Origin of the sequence: Frateuria sp., from assembly GCF_035695185.1 — a bacterium.
Taxonomy (GTDB): Bacteria; Pseudomonadota; Gammaproteobacteria; order Xanthomonadales; family Rhodanobacteraceae; genus Frateuria_A.
The window spans coordinates 1-21,313 of sequence record NZ_DASSES010000026.1; the positions used below are offsets into that span (position 1 = coordinate 1).

Here is a 21,313-nt window from a genome sequence, read left to right on the forward strand (position 1 = left end):
GTCCTCGGTGCCGACGCCGAGCGCGGTCTGCGAGCCCAGGTCGTCGTGCAGGCGGGTGAGCACCTTGTCGACCTGCTCGCGCGAGACCGAGGTGAGGCTGGCCATGGCCTGGCCGACCGCCTGCACGTCGCGTGCGGACAGATGCTTGAGCACTTCGGCGGCGTCCTGCTCACCCAGCGTGAGCAGCAGGATCGCGGCGCGCTGCGCGCCGGTGATTTGCGGTTCGTGTTTCATCGACGCTTAGCCGCCATCCTCGCCGACCCAGTTCCGGACCACCTGCGCCACCTGCTTGGGGTTGTCGCTGACCATGCGCCGGGCCAGGCCGACTTTCTGCTCATAACCGATCACCTGCGGACCCGACAGCCGGTTCCCCTCGTCATCGTCATCGGCAATCCGCACGGAAACCGTAGGCACGTGGCCGGCGCCGGCCAGCGCCGGCTGCGGTGCGCTGCGCAGCAGGCCTTTCAGCAACGGGCGCAGCAGGCCGAAGGCGACGATCAGCGCGATCAGCACGCCGATGGCCTGCTTGATCAGGTCCAGCGCGCCCGGCCGTTGCCACAGCGGCAGCTGCTCGGGCGCATCGGCGGCGGGCGCCGTGCGGAAGGCCTGGTTGATCACGCTGACGCTGTCGCCGCGGGCGGCATCGAAGCCGACGGCGTTCTTCGCCAGCTGGGTGAGGTGGTCCAGCTCCTGCGGGGTGAACGGCACGCTGGCATCGCCCTTGGGTCCGCTGACGGTCTTGTTGTCGACCACCACCGCCACGCTCAGGCGCGCCAGCCGGCCGGCCGGATCGCTGGTGTGGCTGATGGTGCGGTCCAGTTCGTAGTTGCGGGTGGCACTGGAGGAGCTGTCGCCGGTGGTGGCCTGCGCGGTGGCCGCCGCCGGCGCCGCGGCAGCCTTGCCGCCCGCGTTGGGGTTGGCGGCGGTCGGTTGCGCGGCCATCACCGGCGGCTGGTTGCTGAGCGCGCCAGGTACGCCACCGTCGGCGGCGCTGCCGTCGGCATGGCGCTCGCTGCTGGTCTGTTCGCTGCGCAGCGCCGGGTGGTCGTGGTCGAAGGTCTCGCTGGCCTTCTCGGTGGCGCTGAAGTCCAGGTCCACCGACACCTGCGCGTGCACTTTGCCCGGGCCGACCAGTGGCGTGAGCAACTGCTCGATGCGCTGCGCGTAGCTGTTCTCCATCCGCGTGGCCAGGCGCAGGCGGCTGTCGCCCACGGCGGCGGCGCTGTCCGGATCACTGCCGGTCAGCAGCTGGCCCTGCTGGTCGATCACCGACACCTGCCTGGCATCCAGGTCCGGCACCGAGGCGGCGACCAGGTGCACGATCGCCGCGACCTGGCTGGCATCGAGCTGCCGGCCCGGATAGAGCGTCACCAGCACCGAGGCGCTGGCGTCGTGGCTGTCGCGGATGAACGCCGACGGCTTGGCCAGGGCCAGGTGCACGCGCGCGGCGCGCACGCCCTGCAGGCTGCCGATGGTGTTGCCCAGGTCGGTCTCGAGCATCTGCTGGTAGCGCGTGCGCTCGGCCAGGTCACTCATGCCGAAGGGTGAGTCGGCCTGCGGCATCGTGTTGGTGGCGGCGCCCTGCGGCAGGCCCTGGCCGGCCAGGCGCAGGCGGATCGCGGACAGGTCCGCGGCCGGCACCATGATCGAGCTGCCGTCGTTGGACAGCTGGTAGGGCGTGTCGCTCGACTGCAGCGCCTGCGTGATGGCCGCGGCATCCTGCTGGCCGAGGCCCGCATAGAGCAGCGCCCAGTTCGGGCCGCGCGACCAGAGCACGACCGCCACGCCCAGCGCCACCGCTGCGGCCATGCCCACCAGCAGCAGCAACTGGCGCGAGGCCGGGCTGCGCGCCAGTTGTCGGAGGTCGAAGCGGTTGGCTGGGCTGTCGCCGGTGGTGGCGATGGCGTTGTCGGCCATGGGGAGGAATCATCCGTAAGGCGAAGGAGGGAACGTCAGGCCGGGGCTCACACCGGCATGTTCATGATGTCCTTGTAGGCGTCGACCAGCTTGTTGCGCACTTCGGTCATCGCGCGCAGCGAAAGGTCGGCCTTCTGGATCGACACCATGGTCCGGCCGAGGTCCGCGCCTGGGTCGCCCCGTTCGAACGCCGCCGCCATCTGCCCGGCCTGCTGCTGGCTCTGGCCCACGCTGGCGATCGATTCCTTCAGCAGCGACCCGAAATCGGCCTTCGGCGCCGGTGCGGCTTTCAGCGCGGTTTCCGCCGGGCGCACCTGGGCGGAGATCTGGCGCATCTGGGCGAGCAGGTTGTTGACGTCGATCGTGCTCATGTCGGGTTTCCGGCGCGTGGCGGGTTTCGGAGGTGGGGTTGCACGAGCCGTGCCATGCAGTGGGGAACGGGGAACGCGTGGCTTCATGCGGAATGAAGCTGCCCACGGTCGCCGGCAGCGCGGATGTTGCCGGTCGGGGCAGCGACGTCGGGCCGGCCGCGCGGCCGGCGTTCCGGTTCCCCGCGCCCGGTCCCCGCGTTACGCCGCCAGGCTGTTCTGCAGCCCGTACTTGCGCAGCTTCTCGACCAGCGTGGTGCGCTGCATGTGCAGCAGCTTGGCCGCGTGGGCGACCACGCCGCCGGTGAGGTCCAGCGCCTGGCGGATCAGGCCGACCTCGATGTCGGCCAGGTGGTCCTTCAGGTCCAGCCCGCCTTCGGGCAGGACGGTCGCGTCGTGCACGGTCGCCGCGGCGATCGGGGGATCGATCGGCGCCGCCTCCATCATGGCCAGCAGCGAGGCGCCCTGCCCCTCCTCCACGGCCTGGCGGCCGCGGTATTTTTCCGGCAGGTCGCTGGCGCGGATCTCGCCGTGCGGGTAGAGGATCGCCAACCGCTCGACCAGGTTGCACAGCTCGCGCACGTTGCCCGGCCAGGCGTACTGGTGCAGCGCGTTCACCGCGCCGGCGGAGAAGCGCACGCTGCCCAGGCCGCGACGGGCCAGGCGCTGGTTGAACTCGTCGATCAGCACCGGCAGGTCGTTCAGGTGCTCGCGCAGCGCAGGCATCTCCAGCGGGAAGACCGACAGGCGGTAGAACAGGTCCTCGCGGAACTTGCCCTCGGCGATCGCCTGCTCCAGGTTGCGGTGGGTGGCGGCGATGATGCGCACGTCGCAGCGCTGGGTCTTGTTGCCACCGACACGCTCGAACATGCGCTCCTGCAGCACGCGCAGCAGCTTGACCTGCATCGGCAGGCTCATGTCGCCGATCTCGTCCAGGAACAGCGTGCCGCCTTCGGCCATCTCGAAGCGGCCCTTGCGGGTGCTGATCGCACCGGTGAAGGCGCCCTTCTCGTGGCCGAAGAGCTCGCTTTCCAGAAGCTCGGCGGGAATCGCGCCGCAGTTGATCGCCACGAACGGCTTGTCGCGGCGGGGCGAGCACTCGTGGATGGTGCGGGCGACCATTTCCTTGCCGGTGCCCGACTCACCCAGCACCAGCACGGACGAATCGAACGGGGCGACCTGCCGGATCAGCGCGTTGACGCGACGCATCGGCGCCGAATCGCCGACGAAGCGCAGCTCGCCGCGGCGACCGCCGAGCAGGCGCGCGTACAGGCTGCGCATCACCTCGGCCAGCTGTTCGTAACGCAGCGGGAACTCGACCATGCCGATGCGGGCGGCGAACGGCGAGCTGGCGGCGCACAGGCGGGCGGCCCAGTCCGAATCGCTGGCCAGCAGCACCGGCACGTGGCCGGCGGCATCGCCCAGCAGCGCGAACTGGCGCTCGGCCTCGGCGCTGTCGTGGACGCTGCCGACATAGACGGCACGCCAGGCGTGGGTCGACTCCCCGGCCGCGACGCAGTCCTCGCCCCGCTGCGGGTGGTAACCGAGGAAATGCAGCGCGGACAGGATGGACTCGGCCCGTGCCTCGTTCGACTCGATCACCAGGAAATCGACCTTGCTCATTGATATGTCCTCCGCATGACGCCTAACGACGAACCGCCGACCATCCCGCAGTGTTCGTGCCTCTTTGGGTAATGCCGGCTTTCCGTCACCGATCACGCGGAGGAATGAGCAAGAAGAAGGCCAGCGCAGGCGGCTGCCTGACGCTGTCCGCGGACGGGCGGGTGGCCCTAATGCGTCACATGTGAAGAAGATGTCGACGAGTCGTTAGGCGAAACCCAGCAACGGCGACGGTTTGCCGGCGCCATGCATCCGACGGCCAGTGACCTAGCGCGACACGGTCGCGGCCGGGACCGTCAAACAGACGACGCGCGGCCTTGCGGAAGTGTGAAACAGTTCACGCGTGTGCCGCGCACGGCTTCACGCCACGCCGACCGATCCTCAGGTGCCGGCCTGCCGCGCACCTGCCACTTTGCGTCGGTGGTGACGAAACACGAACCGCTCGAGTGACGCGGCGACGCCATCGCCCAGTGCGTGGAAGGCGACGAAGACGCGACCGTCATCGAACCGGCGCTCGGCGCGCGCGGGCAGTTCCAGTGGCACGGTCGGGCAGGCGTCGAAGCGCAGGCGCAGCAGCAGGGCCTCGCCCGAGGGGACCAGCGCCGCGGGCAGTACCGCGCCGATCGCGTTGAAGCGGAGCGGGTACCGGGGCGGCAGCGGGTCGGCGGACAGCGTGGCCCGGCCGATCATGTCGATCAGTGCGTTGAGCTTGGCATCCAGGCGCAGCAGCTCCTGCATGACCGGGCTGTCGTCGTCGGCGTTGTCGGCGCGACGTTCCTCCAGCGCGGCGACCGAAGCGAGCGCGGCGGTGTTGCGTTCGGCCAGGCGCTGGGCGAGCGCTTCCGGCACCGGCCAGGCAAGCGCCTGGCTGTCTGCATGCCAGCTGTCCTCGCAGGCAAGCCGCTGCTCGAACTCGTTCCAGGCGCTGGTCATGACGTTGCTCCGACGGAAAGGCGTATCGGGGGCGAGGTATGCAAGCCTCAGGCCGCACGCCTGCATTTGTGCGCCTCCTCCCCCTCCGGGAGAGAGGGCTGGGGTGAGGGGCCGGGGCTCGCGGGGCACCCTCATGGAGCCCACCTGCCTTCGTCCCGACAACTAGACCCGTCTGGCTCGTGCGAGTCTTCCCGCAAGCCTTGGCCCCTCACCCCGGCCCTCTCCCCGGAGGGGAAAGGAAGCGGGACATTCAACCGCCGTAGGCGGCGATGGCGCGGGCGCGGTCCTGCCCGGCCTGCCACTGCTCGCCGGCCTGGTCGCGGGCCTGGCTGACCAGCGCATGCAGCTCGCGGTCCAGCGCCAGCAACTCGCCGAGCTGGCTAACGCTGTCCTCGTCCTGTGCCACCGGGCGCATCACCAGCGGGTGGCGTTCGACCTCCAGGGCGACCAGCTGCTCCCAGTCGCCTTCACGGGCGGCCTCGAGCATGGCGCGGGTCAGGGCCAGCGCGAGCGGGAGTGCGTCGTTCATGCGCCGGCACCGGCGGTGCGACGTGTCTCGAGCGGCACCTGTACCCAGCTGTTGCGGATCTTCTGCAGCAGCGCGCTGACCTCGTCCAGGGCCGCCACGTCGTTGCGCAGGTTGGCGTGCAGCAGGCGTCGGCCCATGTAGTCGTAAAGCGCGTCGAGCTGGCCGACCAGCGGCGTCTCGACCTTCGGATCGAGCGCGTCGCGCAGCCCGCCGATGATCTCGATGATCCGGCCGATGACCTCGCCCTTGGGACCGATCTCGGCGCGCTGCATGTGGCCGCGCGCGGTGACCAGGCGTTCCAGCGCGCCGTCCATCAGCAGCGTGATCAGGCCGTGCGGATCGGCCGACTCGACGCCGCCGTGCGAGCGGACCTGCTGGTAGGCGTTGGCGCCCTGTCCGAATGCCATGGGGTTCCTCCGTCTTACTTGCTCTTGTTCGCCGCGGTGAGCGCGTCGAATTGCTGGGTGAGGTAGCTGCTGGTGCTGTTGAGCTTGGTCAGCAGGGTGTCGAGCGTGCTGAACTGGCGCGTGTAGCGCGTGGTGAGCGCGTCCATGCGACTGTCGAGCTCGCTCTGGCGGTCGTCCAGATCGGACAACTGTTTGGTCAGGTTGTCGGTACGGGTACCGAGGACGCCGTTGTCTCCGATCCACCGGTCGAGCGAACCGTTGAGCTTGGCGGCCAGCCCGTCGTCCCCCGCGAACAGCGCCGATACGGCCGCGCCACCCGCGGACAGCGCGTCGCTGAGGTCGCCGCCGTCCACACTGAGCGTGCCGTCCAGTTGCAGGGTCACGCCGATGTCGCTCAGCGTGCCGCCGTTGGCGGTACCGCCGATGACCGCCGCCAGCGTGCCCTTGATGCTGTTGAGCGTGGCGTCGCCGATCAGCGCACCGGAGGTACCGGTGCTGGCGTCGTACTTGGTCAGGTTCTTGTAGATGCCGATGAAGCTGTTGTACGTGTTGACCAGGTTGGTGACCGCGCTGTTCGCCTTGGCCGTGTCGCTGCTGACCGTGACCGTGCTGGTGCCTACGGCGGCCAGGTTGAGGGTCAGGCCGTCGATGGCGGTACTGATGGTGTTGCCGGCGCTGTGGCCGGCCAGCCCGTCGATGGTGTACTCGGCGTCCTGCGCCGGGTCGATCACGGTGAAGCCATTGCCGGACGCCGCGTTGGGGTCGTAGCTGAGCGCGGACAGGCCGCCGTCGCCGCCGCTCGCGCTGACGCTGAAGCCGTTATCGGTACCGGTGCGGGTGCCGCGCAGCACGAGGTGCGCGCCGTCGGTGCCGGTAACGATGGTGGCGCTGACGCCGGGGTTGTCGCTCGCCTTGTTGATGGCGTCGCGGATCGACGCGAGCGAGGCATGCGCGGCATCGACGTCCAGGCTCATCTGCTTGTCGCCCACGGCGATGGTGAGCGTGCCCACGCCGACCACGGCGTCGCTGTCGGCGAACGCGCCGGACGATGCCTTCATGGCACCGGCCAGCTTGGTCACTTCGATCTTGTAGGTACCGTTCACGGCATCGGTGCGGGCCGTGGCGGAAAGCACGTCAGTGTCGCCGATGGCGACCGAGTGCGCGGCCAGAGCGCTGCCGTCGCTCAACGGGCTGAGCGCCGACTGCAATGCCGAAAGCGCCGCACTGACCTGGCCCAGGGCCGAGATCTGCGTCTGCGCCTTGCTGGTCTGGGTGTCGATCTGGTCCTGCTGCGGCTTCTTCTTGGCCGCGACCAGCTGGCTGACCAGGCTGTTGACGTCGAGACCCGATCCGATCCCGGCGGCGGAGAACAGCGCGCTGGAGGAACTGGTGGAGCCGACGTTGATGGCCATGGTCGTGGAATCCTTTTATGAGGAGGGCGGCCGTGTCGCCACGGCCGCCTCCCTTGGGTGGTTGCCGCTGTTACTGCAGCAGCTTCAGCACGCTCTGCGTGGTGGAGTTGGCCTGCGCCAGCACCGAGACACCGGCCTGCTGCAGGATGTTCGCGCTGGACATGTTGGCCGTCTCGGCCGCGAAGTCGGCGTCCTGGATCTGGCTGCGCGACGAGTCGAGGTTCTGCGAGATGGTCTGCAGGTTGGCGATGGTCGAGTCGAAGCGGTTCTGCACCGCGCCCAGGTCGCTGCGGATCGAGCTGATCGACTGCAGGGCCGAGTCGATGCGGTTGATCGTGTCGTTCGCACCGGCCACGGTCTTCACGTTCGCCGTGGTCAGGTCGCCCGAGGCGGTCGTGACGCCGGCGGTGAAGCCCAGCGAGGTGTTGCTGCCGCCCAGCGTCAGGTCGTCCTGCGAGTCGATCACCAGGTTCTTGCTGTCGTCGATGTACGCCGACACGCCGCTGATGCCCGAGCTGTTGATCTGGTCGACCAGCGCCTTGGTGTCCTTGAAGGTACCGGTGATGTCGGTGCCGTTGATGCTGAAGGCGCCGGCGGCGAGGGTCAGCGGGGTCGTGGCGGCGGTAGCCGTCACCGCGGTGTTGACGCCGGTCGAGGTGGCGGTGCCGTCGGTGGTCGAGCTGGTCGCCGCACCGACGGTGGACAGGCCAAGCGCCGCATTATCGACCGAACCGCCGAACGTGAATGCGTTGCCGGTGGAGTTGGTGATCTGCAGCTTGCCGGTGCCATCGTCGGCGGCGATCGTGGCGCCGGCAGCGGCGTTGATGGCGGCAGCCAGGGCCGTGGCATCAGCGTACGAGCCGGTGGCCACCGTCTGTGCACCGGCACCGGCGCCCAGGTCGATGGTCAGGTCGCTGACGGTGAAGTTCGTGATCGTGCCCGAAGAGGTCGCGGTCGTGTCGGTGGTCGTGGTCGACTGTGCGGCGACGCTGCTCAGGCCCAGGGTCGTGGCGGCGCTGCCGCCGAAGGTCACGGCGCTGCTCTCAGCGTTGTCGAAGGAGAGCTCGTTGCCCGACACGCTGGCGAAGGTGCCGGTGACGCCGGCCGAGGTGGCGGCCGCGTTGATCGCGGTGGCCAGGCTGGTGGCATCGGTGTAGTTGCCGGCGGCCACGTTCACCACGGTGCCCGAACCCAGCTGCACGGTCAGGTCGCCGGCGGCGAGGGTGAGGCCTGCGGCCGTACCGAAGGCGCCACTGACGTCGCTGGAGGCGGACGCGACCGCGCCGATGTCGGCGGCGCGGGTGCCCTTGGTCAGGTCGACCGAGATGGTCTCGCCGACGTTCGCGCCGACCTGGAAGGCGGCCTGGCCGAAGGTGCCGTCAAGAACGTGACGGCCGTTGAAGGTGGTCTGCTGCGAGATGCGGGTCACTTCCGCCAGGCGCTGCTGCACTTCGGCGTCGAGCGCGGAGCGGTCGTTCTCGGAGTTGGTCGCGTTGGCCGACTGCACGGCCAGCTCGCGGATACGCTGCAGGTTGTTGGTGACCTCGTCCAGCGCCGACTCGGTGGTCTGCGACAGCGAGATGCCGTCGTTGGCGTTGCGCACGGCCTGGTTCAGGCCGTTGATCTGCGTGGTGAAGCGCGTGGCGATGGCGAGGCCGGCGGCGTCGTCCTTGGCGCTGTTGATGCGCATGCCCGAGGAGAGGCGTGCAATGGCGGTGGACAGCTTGCTCTGCGACTTCGCCAGGTTGGTTTGCGCATTCAGCGAGCTGATGTTGGTGAGAACGCTCATGACCATGGAAGGTATCTCCGTATCGGGTCGTTGCCGTTTGTCGGCGGTGGTTGTCAGCGGGATGCCGGTAGGTACACCGCCGCCTCAGAGCCTGTTTCGACGTCGATCATGGAAACTTGAGCAGGTCAATGGTTGTTTTTGGTTGCTTAACGCGATGCGCTGCGCATTTCTTCCCGGACGGGGACACGCGTCCGGACCGTCTGTCGGAGCGCCCCCGGGCGGTCGCGCCCAAGGGCACCCGTACGACGGGAAGCCCGATCACTTGAGGTAGTTGAACAGCGACATGCCCTGCAGCTTGCTGAAAGTCAGCTGCGCGCCCTGCAGGGCGGAGCTTTGCAGGCTGAGCTTGCTCACCGCGTCGTAGTAATTGAGGTCCTGCACGCCCGACAGCGCGGTCTGGTACTGCAGGGTGAGGTCGTCGTTGAGCGAGCTTTGCTGGTCGAGCGCATTCATGCGCGCGCCGACCGCGGCACGCGCCCGGGTGATCGAGCCGACCGCCTGGTCGAGGTTGGCCAGCTGGCCGTTGAGCGCGTTCTGCATCGGCGCGTCGCCGGTGTTGGCCTGGGTGAAGTTGGCGATGATGCCGTCCAGCGTGTCGAACACGCTCTGCGTCGAGGAAGGCGCCACGCTGAAGCTGTCGCCGACACCCGGCGTGCCTGAAATGGCCACCTGCACACCCTTGAAGGCGACCATGCCGCCCTTCTGCGTGTCGTAGCTGCCACTGGCGACCAGCGCGCCGCCGCCGTCACGTACTTCATAGGCGTCCGGCGCGGTGAAGGTCAGCTGATAGCTGCCGCCGTCCCACGCGGACGCGTCGACCAGACTGGTGGCGCCGGCCACCGCGCTGCCGGTGTTGCCGCCCGCGGCGCTCACGGCGAACGTGCCGTTGCCGGTGGCGATCCCCATGAAGATCGCGCTGCCCGGGTCGCCGGTGGCCACCTGCAGGCCCGGGCCCGCGGCGACCATGCGCTGGCCCTGGTCGCCGACGTAGCTGACGCCGCCCTGCGAGACGAACGGCTGCGCGGCGGTGCGGTTGCCGGCGAAGATGTAGTCGCCCTGGGAATCCTTGCTGTTGGCGATGCCCAGCAACTGCCCGCGCAGCTGCACCAGCTCGGCGGCGATGTCGGCGCGCGACTCGTCGGTCTGGGTGGCGTTCATGCCCTCCAGGGTGAGCGTGCGCACGCGGTCGAGCACGTTGCTCACCGAGGACAGCGTCTGGTCCTCCAGCCCCAGCCGCCCATTGGCCGAGCCGATGTTGCGCTGATACTGCGCGGTGTCGGCGTCCAGATGGGTCAGCTCCACCGCGCGGGCGGCGCCGACCGGGTCGTCGGAGGGCTGGTTGATGCGCTTGCCGGTGCCCATCTGGCTCTGGATGTCGGACAGATCGCTCTGCCGCTCCATCATCGTGTTGACCGACTGCTGCTGCATCCAGCTGGTGGAAACGCGCATGGCTTCGATTCCTTACTTGAACGCGCCGAGCAGCGCGTTGAACACGGTGTTGGCGGCGGAGATCACCTGCGCCGAGGCCTGGTAGGCCTGCTGGTAGCGCACCAGGTTGGCCGCCTCCTCGTCCATGTTCACGCCGCTGACGCTCTGCTGCGCAGCCATGGCCTGGTTGTAGAAGGCCGTCTGCGTGGTCGCCGCGTCGTCGGCCAGCGCACCGGCGCTGCCGACCTGGCCGACCAGCTGGCCGTAGGCGCGCCCGACGCTGGTCGCGCCGCCGTCGAGCACGCCCAGGTTAGCCACCGCGCCGAGCTTGAGTGCGTTGGCGTTGTCGCCGCGGGCATTGGCGTTGGCCTGGACGGTGAAGCTGTCGCCGGCGGCCGGGCTGCCGTCGAGCGTGAGGCTCCAGCCGTTGGCCACGATCGGCGTGCCGGGGGTGAAGCTCTGGGCCGGGCCACCGTCGATGCTGTAGGTGGCCGGGGCGGAGAACACGATGGTCGAGCCGTTGAACAGGTTGGGATCGCTGCCGTCGACGACCGACACGCCACCCACGCTCGCGGCACCGGTATTGGCGCTGGCAGCACTGCCGAGCAACGGGGCGGCCGCGGCGATCCGGTTCGGGTCGGTGATCGCCACGGTCATGCTGCCGGCGGCGTTGCGGCTGGGCTGGATGCGGAAGCTGTCGCCCGCGCTGGCCGCGCCACCGCCCACCACGAAGCTCAAGCCCCCGGCCAGGAACGGATCGGCGCTAGTGCCGGTGCCGGTCATCGCCACGCTGGCGCCGCTGGCGTCACGCAGATTCCAGGCGCTGCCGTCGAAGCCGAGAACGTAGTCCTGGCCGCCCAGGGCGCCGAGGTCGGCGATGCCGGCCGTGACCGTCGCGCTGCCGGCGTTGGTACTGGCCGCCTGCACGGCCGGACCGGCGACGCTGAAGAAATCGCCGCCGAGCTGCCCGTTGAGGTCCACCCCCTGCGCGTGCTGGGCGTTGAAGGCGTCGGCCATCGCCAGCGCGGCGCGGCCGAGCTGGTTCTGCGCCGGGTCGAGCACGTTGCCGCGGAAGTCCAGCAGCGCCCCCAGCGTGCCACCGCCGATACGCCCGCTCAGCACCGCGCCGGTGCCCTTGTCGACGACTTCCAGCCGGGTTGCGTCATAGACGTTGGGCGCCGTGCCCAGCGCGTAGGACTGCGTGCCGCTGACCAGCGCCTGGCCGTTGCCGACGAACACGCTGAGCGTGCCGTCGTTCTGCGTCGCCACGCTGACCCCCACCTCGCCGGACAGTTTCCTGATCAGCGCGTCGCGCTGGTCGAGCAGGTCGGAGGGTTCCGCGCCGGTGGAGGAGCGGATGCGCTCGTTGAGCTTGGCGATGGCGGCGCTGTCGCTGTTGATCGAAGCGACGGTGTCGGTGAGCTGGCGCTGCACCTGCCCGTCGAGGCTGCCGAACTGGCCGGACAGCGCGCGGAAGGTGCTGGCCAGCGCGCCCGCGCGGGCCAGCAGCACGCCGCGCGCGGAGGCATCGGCCGGCGCGTTGGCCATGTCCTGGACCGCGCCGAAGAAGGTGTCCAGCGAGGTCTGCAGGTTGCTGCTGCCCGAGAGCTGGTTGTTGAGCTGGTCGGTCAGCGCCTGGTAGGCGTCGGCGCGCCCCTTGGAGGAGGACGCCGACCACAACGACGTGTTGAGGTACTGGCTGTAGGCGCGTTGCACCGCCTGCGTGTCCACGCCGGTGCCGACGTAGAAGTGCCCCTGGGCCTGCGGCGCCCGCGCGGCGAAGGTCACCTGCTGGCGGCTGTAGCCGTCGGTGTTCGCGTTGGACACGTTGTGGCCGGTGGTGCTCAGGCCCACCTGCGCGGCGAGCAGGCCGGAGACGCCGGTGGAAAGGAGGTCAGCCATGGAGGTTTTCCGTTCTGGTGACGCGCGGGTCCGAGGGCCGAGGCAAGCTCGCCCCCATCCGCCCTTCGGGCACCTTCCCCCGTGCAACGGGGGAAGGATTCGGGATACGGCCTATCGAGCCTTCCCCCGCTCCGCGGGGGAAGGTGCCGACAGGCGGATGGGGGCGCCCTGGCGGAGAGGTATGCGTCATGCCCCCTGTGACGGCAACTTGACGCCTCACTTGAACGTCCCGTCATCCAGCGCCGCCAGCGCCTCGCGCATCTGCGGGCTGTTGGCGATGGCGGTGAGCTTGGCCGCATAGGCCGGGTCGGTCGCGTAGCCGCCGCGGCTCAGCGCATGGGCGAAGCCGGCGATGTTCTCGCCCTTGCCCAGCGCCTGCGCGTAGCGCGGGTTGTCCGCGAGCATGCGCGCGTAGTCGGCGAAGGCTTGCGACGGGTTGTCGTAGGCGCGGAAGTTGTCGCGCTTGCGTACCGCCACGCCACCCTCGTACTCGAGCGTGGGCACGCTGACCTTGGCGCCGTCCCAGCTGCCGCCGGCCTTGATGCCGAACAGGTTGAAGCTGCTGGAACCGTCGTGCCGGTGCGGCAGGTGCTTGCCCCAGCCGGTTTCCAGCGCCGCCTGCGCCAGCAGCGCGCGCACCGAGACGCCGAGCTTGTCGGCGGCGGCCTGCGCGTGCGGGGCCATCGCGCGCACGAAGCCGGCCGGATCGCCGGGGATGAACTTGCTCACGACGTCGGCCGCGCCCTGCGCCAGTTCGCCCAGCGTGGCGCGCCAGCCCTGGCCGGCATCGGCGGTGAGTGGCAACAGGCCCTGGCCCTGCCCGGCCACGCTCTCGCCCAGGTGCAGCAGCGCGCGGGACCCGGCCTCGGCGCCGGCCGCGAGCGGACCGAACAGGCTGGCGGCCGCGCTACCCGGCAGTGCGCCGGCGGCGACGCTGGCGAGCAGCGCCTTGTCGTCCGTCACCGGAGCCGGCCTGGGCTCGGCCTCCTTGCCGCCGAGCTGGCGCACCAGCAACCGTGCGATGCCCAGGCCGTTGTTGCCCTGCGAGAGCGAGAGCGACAGCTGCTGGTCGAACAGGTCGCGGTAGGCCTTGCCCTGCTGGCTGTCGCCCACGTCGTTGTCGCCGAAGCTGGCGTTCGCCTCGCGCATCGACTTGAGCATCATCTGGGTGAAGATCGCCTCGAACTGCCTGGCGACCTTCGGCAGCGCCGCCTTGCCGTTGTCCTGGGCCTGCGCGCGCAACTGATTGAACCCGGACAGGTCGGTCCAGGTGTCCAGTGCCGGCAAGTTGGCGTTGGCGGGCGTCATGTTTCCGTCGCGCGTGACTAGATCACCACGAGCTCTGCATGAAGCGCGCCAGCCTGCTTGAGCGCCTGCAGGATCGAGATCAGGTCGCTCGGCCCTGCGCCGACCTGGTTCACCGCGCGCACGATCGTGTCCAGGCTCACGCCCGGGCCGAACTTGAACATGTGCGCGCCGTCCTCGCTGATCTGCACGTCGGAGCTGGGCACCACCGCGGTCTGGCCGCGCGAGAAGGGCTGCGGCTGGCTGACCAGCGGCTGCTCGCTGATGGTGACCTGGATCGCGCCGTGCGCCACCGCGGCGGCGGTGACCTTGACGTCCGAGCCGATCACCACGGTGCCGGTGCGCGAATTGACCACCACGCGCGCCGGCGCATCGCCCGGGGTGACATCGAGGTTCTGGATCATGCCCAGCCAGGCGACCTTCTGCGACGGATCCTGCGGCCCGCGGACGGAGACCGTGCCACCGTCGACCGGCGTCGCCGTGCCGATCCCGAAGGCGGTGTTGATTGCCTGCGCCACGCGCGCGGCGGTGGTGAAGTCGGGCGTGTTGAGGTTGAGCATCAGATCGCCGGCACCGTTGAACGCACTGGGCACGCTGCGTTCGACCGAGGCGCCGTTGGGGATGCGGCCACTGGCCGAGATGTTCACCTGCACGCTGGAGCCGCTCTTGCCCTGTGCGCTGATGCCACCGACCACCACGCTACCCTGCGCGATCGCATAGACGTTGCCGTCGGCGCCGCGCAGGGGCGACATCAGCAGCTCGCCGCCGCGCAGGCTCTTGGCGTTGCCGATCGAGGCGACGGTGACGTCGATGGTCTGTCCGGGCTTGGCGAACGGCGGCAGTTCCGCGGTGATCGTCACCGCCGCCGCGTTCTTCAATTGCGGGCGCGCGTTCGGCGGGACGGTGATGCCGAACTGCTGGAGCATGTTCTCCAGGCTCTGCGTGGTGAACGGGGCCTGGGTGGTCTGGTCGCCGCTGCCATCGAGGCCGACGACCAGGCCGTAGCCGATCAGCTGGTTGGAGCGCACGCCGCCGACCGAGGCGAGGTCGCGGATCTTGTCGGCGTGGACGGGGGTGACGATGCCGAGCAGCAGCACCAGCAGCGCCGCGGCCAGGCTCCTTCCCCTGCGTGCAGGGGGGGGTTGGGAGGGGGCGCCGTCGTGCGGGAGAGCGTGACCCCTCCCCAACCCTCCCCTGCGCGCAGGGGAGGGAGCAGTCTGCGGCGATGTGGGGTTCATGGCGCGCATCAGAACGGCATCCACTTGGAGTTGAAGAACCGCGACAGCCACCCGCGCGTGTTCGCATCGGCCAGCGTGCCGCGGCCGGTGTAGCTGATCCGCGCGTCAGCGACGCGGGTGGAGGCCACGGTGTTGTCCTGGCCGATGTCCTGCGGGCGCACGATGCCGGCGATGCGCACCAGTTCCTGGCCCTGGTTGATGGTCAGCCACTTTTCGCCGCGCACGATCAGGTTGCCGTTGGACAGGCGCTGCGCCACGGTGACGGTGATCTGGCCGGTGAGCTGGTTGGACTGGCTGGACGAACCGTTGCCGTCGAAGCTGCGCTCGTTGTCCAGCCCGACGCTGAGCGGGTTGCCGTTGATGGTCAGGGGCTTGCCCATGATCGTCGGCGCGCCGACGTCGGCCTTGTCCTTCTTGCTGGTGCTGGTGCTGGCCTTCTTGCTGGCCTGGGTGCTTTCCACCAGCACGATGGTGAGGATGTCGCCCACGCGGTGCGCACGCGCGTCGGCGAACAGCTCCATGTTCTGGTTGTCGTGGTAGATCGCGCCATCGGCGGGCGCGGCGGCGATCTCCGGCTGCATGGGCGGCGTCGGCGCCCACGCGCCGTCGTCGTGCGCGGGCAGCGCCGCGCAACCGGCGAGCAGGGCCAGCGCGAGCGCGGCGGCGGAAAGGCGGAACAGGCTCATCGCGATCAGGCTCAGGTCTTGTTGGTGAGGAACTGCAGCATCTGGTCGGCGGCGGAGATGGCCTTGGAGTTCATCTCGTAGGTCCGCTGGGTCTCGATCATGTCGACCATCTGCTCGACCACGTTGACGTTGGAGGACTCCAGCGAGCCCTGCGCGAGCGTGCCCAGGCCGTTGAGGCCCGGCTGGCCGATCTGCGGCGTGCCGGAGGAGGCGGTTTCCAGGTAGAGGTTGTCGCCGTTGGGCTGCAGCCCGGCCGGGTTGATGAAGTCGGCCAGCTGCACGGTGCCCACCTGCTGCGGCGCGGCCTGGCCCGGCAGCGTGATGCTGACCGTGCCGTCGCTGCCGATGGTGATCGACTGCGCGTTGGCCGGAATGGTGATCGCCGGGTCCACGGCGTAGCCGTTGGCGGTGACCACCTGGCCGTTCTGGTCCATGTGCAGCGAGCCGTCGCGGGTGTAGGCGATGGTGCCGTCGGGCATGGTCACCTGCAGGAAGCCGCGGCCCTGGATCGCCAGGTCCAGCGAGTTGCCGGTCTGCTCGATGTTGCCCTGGGTGAACAGCTTCTCGTTGCCGACCACGCGCACGCCGGTGCCCAGCATCAGGCCGGACGGGGTGTTGGTCTGCTCGGTGGTCTGCCCGCCGGGCTGGCGCAGGTTCTGGTAGACCAGATCCTGGAACGAGGCGCGCGAGCTCTTGAAGCCGGTGGTGTTGGCGTTGGCGAGGTTGTGCGAGACCACGTCCATGCGCGTCTGCTGCGCATCCAGACCGGTCTTGGCGACCCACAGGGAAGAGAACATGGATGTCTCCTGAAACTTAGGTGAGTGACAGCAGGCGGGTCGCCGACTGCGCGTTGTCGTCGGCGTTCTTGATCGCCTTGACCTGGAGTTCGTACTGGCGCGATAGCTCGATCATCTGCACCAGCGTCTGCGACGGGTTGACGTTGCTGGACTCCAGCACGCCCGACTTGACGCCCACCGTCGCGTCGGCCGGCGCCTGGCCGCCGCCGGCCAGGTGCATCAGGCCGTCGCTGCCCAGCGCCAGCTGGTTGCCCGGCGGCTTGACCAGCTTCAGGCGGCCGACCGCGGCGAGCGTCTCCGGCCCCTGCCCGGTCGGCACCACCGAGACGGTGCCGTCGTTGCCGATCGCCACCTGGGTCGCCGGCGGCAGGCTGATCGGACCGCTGTCGCCGAGCACCAGGTTGCCGCGCGCATCGGTCAGCAGGCCGTCGGCCGTGAGCTGCAGGTTGCCGGCGCGGGTGTAGGCCTCGCTGCCGTCGGCGGCCTGCACCGCGATCCAGCCATCGCCCTGCACCGCGACGTCGAGCTCGCGGCCAGTCTGGATCTCGGCGCCGCCGCGCAGGTCCACGCCTTCGCCCTGCGCCACGCCGTTGATCCGCGTGGCCAGCCCCGGGCCCTGCACCGGCAGCGCCTGGAAGGCCGACATCTGCGCCTTGAAGCCGACCGTATCGGCATTGGCCAGGTTGTGCGCCACTTCGGTCTGCGCCCGCATCATCTGCGTGGCGCCGGTCATGGCGACGTAGAGCGAACGATCCATGCGAGGCTCCGGACGTCAGCGTCAGCTGCGGATGTTGATGATGGTCTGGGTCAGCTTGTCGTCGGTGCTGATCACCTGCGCGTTCGCCTGGTAATTGCGCTGCGCCTTGATCATGTTCACCAGCTGCGCGGTGAGGTCGGCCGTGTTGGAGGCCTCCAGCGCGCCGGACTGCACGGCGCCGAACGTGCCCTGCCCGGCCACGCCCATGATCGCCGTGCCCGAATCGAACGAGGCCGCCCAGCCGGTGTTGTCCAGCTGGCGCAGCCCGTTGAGGTTGTTGAAGTTGGCCAGCGCGAGCTGCCCCAGCGACGTCGACTGGCCGTTGGAGTACTTGGCCTGCACCACGCCTTCGCTGGACACGTCGATGCCCGAGAGCGTGCCGCTGGGGTAGCCGTCCTGGGTGATCGAGCTCAGTGCGTACGCGTTGCCGAACTGGGTGGCCTTGCCGAGGTCGACCGACAGCGTCAGCGGGTCGGCGCCGGGGCTCACCGACAGCGCGGGGAAGGTGAGCTTGCCGCCGGCCGGCGAGGCCAGCGCGCCGCTGCTGGTGAAGGACACCGCCTGCGGCGCGCCGGCCGACACGCCGTCGACGTAGAGGTGGGCGTCCCAGGTGTTGGGCGCGGCGCCCTTGACGAAGTACACCGTGCCGCTGTGCGTGGCGCCGAGCGAGTCGTAGGCGGTGAACGGCGTGGCCTGGTTGTAGCTCAGCGCGTCGGTGGGGCTGAACGGGGTGGTGGTCGGGGCGGTCGCGTCCGACGGCAGGTTCAGCGACATCGCCACGTTGCCGGTGGCCTTGGCCGGGCTCTGCGCGTTGGTCATCTGCAGGTCGACCAGCGTGCTGGTGTCGAAGCCGTTGCCGGCCGGCGGGAACACCTGCAGGTGCTGCCCGCTGGCGTTGACCACGTAGCCGTTGTTGTCCTGCTGGAAGGCGCCGGCGCGGGTGTAGGAGTAGCCCTTGCCGTCGCGCATGGTGAAGAAGCCGTCGCCGCTGATCGCGAAGTCCAGGCCGTTGCCGGTGTTCTCCACGTTGCCGGCGGCGAACTGCTGCGCCACGTCGGCCAGCCGCACGCCGCTGCCGATGGAAGTCGCCGAGAGGTTGCGCCCGGCCGAGTTGTACAGCTCGGCGAACTCGGCGCGCGAGCCCTTGAAGCCGGTGGTGCCGGTGTTGGCGATGTTGTTGGCGGTGACTTCCAGGTCCTTGGAAGCCGCGTTCAGGCCGCTCAGCGCGATATTGAAAGCCATCGGTGTTTCCCCTGATGAATTAGTTGACGCGCGCGACCTGGCTCAGCAGCACGCCGCCGAAACCGTCCACGTCGAGGTAGGCGCCGTCGGCGCCGGTCATGCCCACGCCGGCGACCTTGCCGGAGACATAGGTGGCCACCGCGGTGCTGCCGGTCTGCGCGGCCAGCCCATAGGTGCCCGGGGGCAGCGGCTGGCCGTCGTCGCCGGTGCCGTCCCAGTGGAAGTCGGCCAGGCCCGCGGTCTGCGTGCCCAGGTCGATCGTGCGGACCACGTTGCCGGCACCGTCCTGGATCTGCACCAGGGTGTGGCCGCCGCCATCGGGCACGTTCACCGCGCCATCGAGGCTGCCGCCCTGCAGGCGGCCGACCGCCGAAGGCACGGTCACGTCGCGCCCGACCATGCTGGAGGCCTGCAACAGCTGGTTGCCCTGCATCGATTGGGCGAGCGCGTCGAAGGAGGTCTGCAGGTTCTGCGTGGCCGAGACCTGGTTGATCTGCGCCAGCTGGCTGACCATCTGCGAGGAATCCATCGGCAGGGTCGGGTCCTGGTTGCGCATTTGCTGGATCAGCAGGCTCAGGAAATCCGCCTGGCTCAGCGTCTTGGTCTGGCCCAGCGCGCTGCCGGCGGCGCTGGCGGCAGTGTTCGAGTTGACGGCGATATCGCTCATGGCGGTTCCTTACTTGCCCAGATCCAGCGTCTTCTGCATCAGCTGGCGCGCGGTGTTCATCACCTCGACGTTGTTCTGGTACGAACGCGAGGCGGAAATCATGTTGACCAGCTCGTCCACCGGGTTGACGTTGCTCTGGTAGACGTAGCCGTCCGCGTCGGCGAGCGGGTTGCCCGGCTCGTAGCGGCTGGTGATGGCGTTCGGGCTCTCGGTGACGCCCAGCACCTTCACGCCTTCGCTGCCGGCTTCGGCGGGCTGGCCGTCCAGGCCATTGCGGATCGCCGCAAACAGCGGCTCCTTGGCGCGGTAGGCGGCGTCGGGCGTACTCGCCACGCTGTCGGCGTTGGCCAGGTTGCTGGCCACGGTATTGAGCCGGGTGGACTGCGCCGCCATGCCGGAGCCGGCGACGTTGAAGATATTGAACATCGACATCAGCCCTGGCCTCCGGTGATCGCGGTCCGCAGCATGCGGATCTGCGCGGTGATGAAGGCCAGGCTGGCCTGGTAGTGCACGCCGTTGGCGGCGAAGGCGGCCTGCTCCTGCTGCGCGTCGACGGTGTTGCCGTCCATGCTCGGCTGGGTCGGAACGCGGTAGGCCAGCGTGTCGCGCGCCTGCGCCCCCGGGTCGATCTGCCCCGGCGTGGGTGCGGCCAGCGGCAGGCCGCCGTCGCCATTGCCGCCGGCCGCGGCCAGTGCCTTGCGGAAGTCGATGTCGCGCGCGAGGTAACCGGGGGTATCGGCGTTGGCCAGGTTGCTGGCCAGCACTTCGGTGCGGCGCTGCCACAGCGCGAGCGCGCCGGTGTGCATGCCGAACAGGTTGTCGATGGGTTGGCTCATCGCTTGCCTCCGCGCGGGTCGATTCGTCCGCACGGGGCTGGAGGCAAGTTGTGTGCCACGGTGGCGCGAAGCCTTGCCGCAGCTGGCTTTGCGCGCGGAGCCGGATTCCCGTTCAAGGGCGGAGTCGGATTTCCGACGCCGCCGTTCCCGTCTGCAGGAGCGCACCCGTGCGCGACCGCCACGCACCCCGGTCGCGCACGGGTGCACTCCTACATGAGGTCAGCCCTCGGCCTCTTCCGGCAGCAGGTCGATCACCGCCTGGGCGAGCAGGTCGGGCTGGAACTTGGCGACGAACCGGTCGGCGTTGACCTCGCGCACCATCGCCTCGTTGAACAGTCCGCTCAGCGAGCTGTGCAGCACCACCTTGAGCCGGCGCAGCGAAGGCGTCTCGCGGATCGCGCGGGTCAGTGCATAGCCGTCCAGCTGCGGCATCTCGATGTCGGAGACGACCAGGTTGACGCCCTCCTCCGGCGGCAGCGCGGCCAATTCCTGCAGGCGGTCGAGCGCCTCGCGGCCGTCCTGCGCCACCACGCACTCGATGTTCATCTGCTTGAACAGGCTGACCAGGCGCCGGCGCGCGATCAGCGAATCGTCCGCCACCAGCACCCGCCGCGGGCGCAGCCGATGCGCACCGGCGGCGCGCAGCATCTGGGCGGACAGCTCGTGCGGTGCGGCGTCGATGCTGGCCAGCACGTGTTCCACGTCGACCACCGCCACCAGCGCGCCATTGACGCGGGTGACCGCGTTCACCCGCGAGCCGAAGCCCAGCGCGGTGCTCGGCGCGACCAGCGACTCGCCCTCGCAGTGGACCATGTGCTGCAGGTCCGACACCAGGAAGCCCTGCACCGAGCGGCTGAACTCGGTGACCATCAGGTGCGCGGACGGCTCGTCGACCAGCCCGGGGTAGCCCAGCGCCGCGGCCAGGTCGATCACCGGAATGGTCTGCCCGCGGTAATCGCAACTGCCGGCGATCAGCGCGTGGGCGCCGGGCATGCGCTCCAGCGGCGGCCGGCGCAGCACCTCGCGCACCTTGAATACGTTGATGCCGAACAGCTGCGCATCGCCCAGCCGGAACAGCAGCATCGCCACCCGGTTGTGCCCGGCCAGGCGGGTCTGGCGTTCGACGTTTTCCAGCAGCGCGCCGGCCATGCGGTTCTCCAGCAAAGTTGAGGACTAGCCTCCGCGTATCGGCCGCCCACCCGCGCGCTTGAGGCTTGGTCCCGCACCCGCGCCCTTCCCGCGAGGACGCGGGGAAGGAGCGCGGTCGCCGGTGGCACACGCGTTGCTTGTTCAAGTTTCGACGCATCCAGACGATGTCCTGACATTCCATCCGCAGGAACCGCACTTCCATGAGCCTGATCCGTAGCCAGTCCCTGGCCGCGCTGGTCCAAGCGGCCGCCGCTGGCGACGAGGCCCGCCTCGAACAGTTGACGCGCCGGCACCCGGCGATCGCCCGCGCGCTGGCGCCGCTGCTGGCCCG

20 protein-coding genes and 1 pseudogene are annotated in these 21,313 nt (G+C 69.6%); all 21 read right to left on the reverse strand.

Annotated elements, in window-relative coordinates:
- Positions 1-234: pseudogene (locus VFH59_RS01755) on the reverse strand (flagellar motor switch protein FliG); the annotation flags it as partial.
- Between the two features lie 6 nt (positions 235-240).
- Positions 241-1,917 (reverse strand): flagellar basal-body MS-ring/collar protein FliF, encoded by a 1,677-nt coding sequence (gene fliF, locus VFH59_RS01760; protein ID WP_325163170.1) that lies wholly within the window; start codon positions 1,915-1,917, stop codon positions 241-243.
- Positions 1,918-1,964: 47 nt separating this feature from the next.
- Positions 1,965-2,288, reverse strand: coding sequence for a flagellar hook-basal body complex protein FliE (fliE, locus tag VFH59_RS01765; RefSeq protein WP_325163171.1), 324 nt, complete (start codon positions 2,286-2,288; stop codon positions 1,965-1,967).
- Between the two features lie 198 nt (positions 2,289-2,486).
- Positions 2,487-3,908, reverse strand: a complete 1,422-nt coding sequence (locus VFH59_RS01770; RefSeq protein WP_325163172.1) for a sigma-54 dependent transcriptional regulator — start codon at positions 3,906-3,908, stop codon at positions 2,487-2,489.
- A gap of 378 nt (positions 3,909-4,286) precedes the next feature.
- A complete protein-coding gene (locus VFH59_RS01775) occupies positions 4,287-4,838 on the reverse strand; it encodes a PilZ domain-containing protein (RefSeq protein ID WP_325163173.1) in 552 nt (183 codons plus the stop codon).
- Positions 4,839-5,088: 250 nt separating this feature from the next.
- Positions 5,089-5,367, reverse strand: a complete 279-nt coding sequence (locus tag VFH59_RS01780) for a flagellar protein FliT (RefSeq protein WP_325163174.1) — start codon at positions 5,365-5,367, stop codon at positions 5,089-5,091.
- The gene (gene fliS, locus VFH59_RS01785; protein ID WP_325163175.1) at positions 5,364-5,774 is read right to left on the reverse strand and encodes a flagellar export chaperone FliS; all 411 of its coding nucleotides are present in this window, start codon (positions 5,772-5,774) and stop codon (positions 5,364-5,366) included. Before fliS ends, VFH59_RS01780 begins: the two co-directional genes overlap by 4 nt.
- Positions 5,775-5,788: 14 nt before the next feature.
- On the reverse strand, positions 5,789-7,186 hold the full coding sequence (fliD, locus tag VFH59_RS01790) for a flagellar filament capping protein FliD (protein WP_325163176.1): 1,398 nt from the start codon (positions 7,184-7,186) through the stop codon (positions 5,789-5,791).
- A gap of 70 nt (positions 7,187-7,256) precedes the next feature.
- The gene (locus VFH59_RS01795) at positions 7,257-8,981 is read right to left on the reverse strand and encodes a flagellin (RefSeq protein WP_325163177.1); all 1,725 of its coding nucleotides are present in this window, start codon (positions 8,979-8,981) and stop codon (positions 7,257-7,259) included.
- A gap of 252 nt (positions 8,982-9,233) precedes the next feature.
- Positions 9,234-10,424: a flagellar hook-associated protein FlgL gene (gene flgL, locus VFH59_RS01800; RefSeq protein WP_325163178.1), complete on the reverse strand. Its 1,191-nt coding sequence runs from the start codon at positions 10,422-10,424 to the stop codon at positions 9,234-9,236.
- A gap of 12 nt (positions 10,425-10,436) precedes the next feature.
- Positions 10,437-12,305 carry a flagellar hook-associated protein FlgK gene (gene flgK, locus VFH59_RS01805; RefSeq protein ID WP_325163179.1) on the reverse strand — a complete coding sequence of 623 codons (1,869 nt, stop codon included), beginning with the start codon at positions 12,303-12,305 and terminating at the stop codon, positions 10,437-10,439.
- Positions 12,306-12,521: 216 nt separating this feature from the next.
- Positions 12,522-13,613, reverse strand: a complete 1,092-nt coding sequence (gene flgJ / locus VFH59_RS01810) for a flagellar assembly peptidoglycan hydrolase FlgJ (RefSeq protein ID WP_325163180.1) — start codon at positions 13,611-13,613, stop codon at positions 12,522-12,524.
- Between the two features lie 17 nt (positions 13,614-13,630).
- A complete protein-coding gene (locus tag VFH59_RS01815; RefSeq protein WP_325163189.1) occupies positions 13,631-14,704 on the reverse strand; it encodes a flagellar basal body P-ring protein FlgI in 1,074 nt (357 codons plus the stop codon).
- Between the two features lie 152 nt (positions 14,705-14,856).
- Positions 14,857-15,534, reverse strand: a complete 678-nt coding sequence (gene flgH, locus VFH59_RS01820) for a flagellar basal body L-ring protein FlgH (RefSeq protein ID WP_325163181.1) — start codon at positions 15,532-15,534, stop codon at positions 14,857-14,859.
- Between the two features lie 11 nt (positions 15,535-15,545).
- The gene (flgG, locus tag VFH59_RS01825; protein WP_325163182.1) at positions 15,546-16,331 is read right to left on the reverse strand and encodes a flagellar basal-body rod protein FlgG; all 786 of its coding nucleotides are present in this window, start codon (positions 16,329-16,331) and stop codon (positions 15,546-15,548) included.
- A gap of 16 nt (positions 16,332-16,347) precedes the next feature.
- Positions 16,348-17,088: a flagellar basal-body rod protein FlgF gene (gene flgF / locus VFH59_RS01830; RefSeq protein ID WP_325163183.1), complete on the reverse strand. Its 741-nt coding sequence runs from the start codon at positions 17,086-17,088 to the stop codon at positions 16,348-16,350.
- A gap of 21 nt (positions 17,089-17,109) precedes the next feature.
- Complete coding sequence (gene flgE / locus VFH59_RS01835; RefSeq protein ID WP_325163184.1) at positions 17,110-18,330, reverse strand: flagellar hook protein FlgE; 1,221 nt, start codon at positions 18,328-18,330, stop codon at positions 17,110-17,112.
- Positions 18,331-18,349: 19 nt separating this feature from the next.
- Positions 18,350-18,997: a flagellar hook assembly protein FlgD gene (locus VFH59_RS01840; protein ID WP_325163185.1), complete on the reverse strand. Its 648-nt coding sequence runs from the start codon at positions 18,995-18,997 to the stop codon at positions 18,350-18,352.
- 9 nt (positions 18,998-19,006) lie between these two features.
- A complete protein-coding gene (gene flgC, locus VFH59_RS01845; protein WP_325163186.1) occupies positions 19,007-19,429 on the reverse strand; it encodes a flagellar basal body rod protein FlgC in 423 nt (140 codons plus the stop codon).
- On the reverse strand, positions 19,429-19,833 hold the full coding sequence (flgB, locus tag VFH59_RS01850) for a flagellar basal body rod protein FlgB (protein WP_325163187.1): 405 nt from the start codon (positions 19,831-19,833) through the stop codon (positions 19,429-19,431). The genes flgC and flgB overlap by 1 nt, the downstream gene beginning before the upstream one ends.
- A gap of 219 nt (positions 19,834-20,052) precedes the next feature.
- Entirely contained in the window at positions 20,053-20,982 is a 930-nt protein-coding gene (locus tag VFH59_RS01855; RefSeq protein ID WP_325163188.1) for a chemotaxis protein, read from the reverse strand.
- Positions 20,983-21,313: the final 331 nt, after the last annotated feature.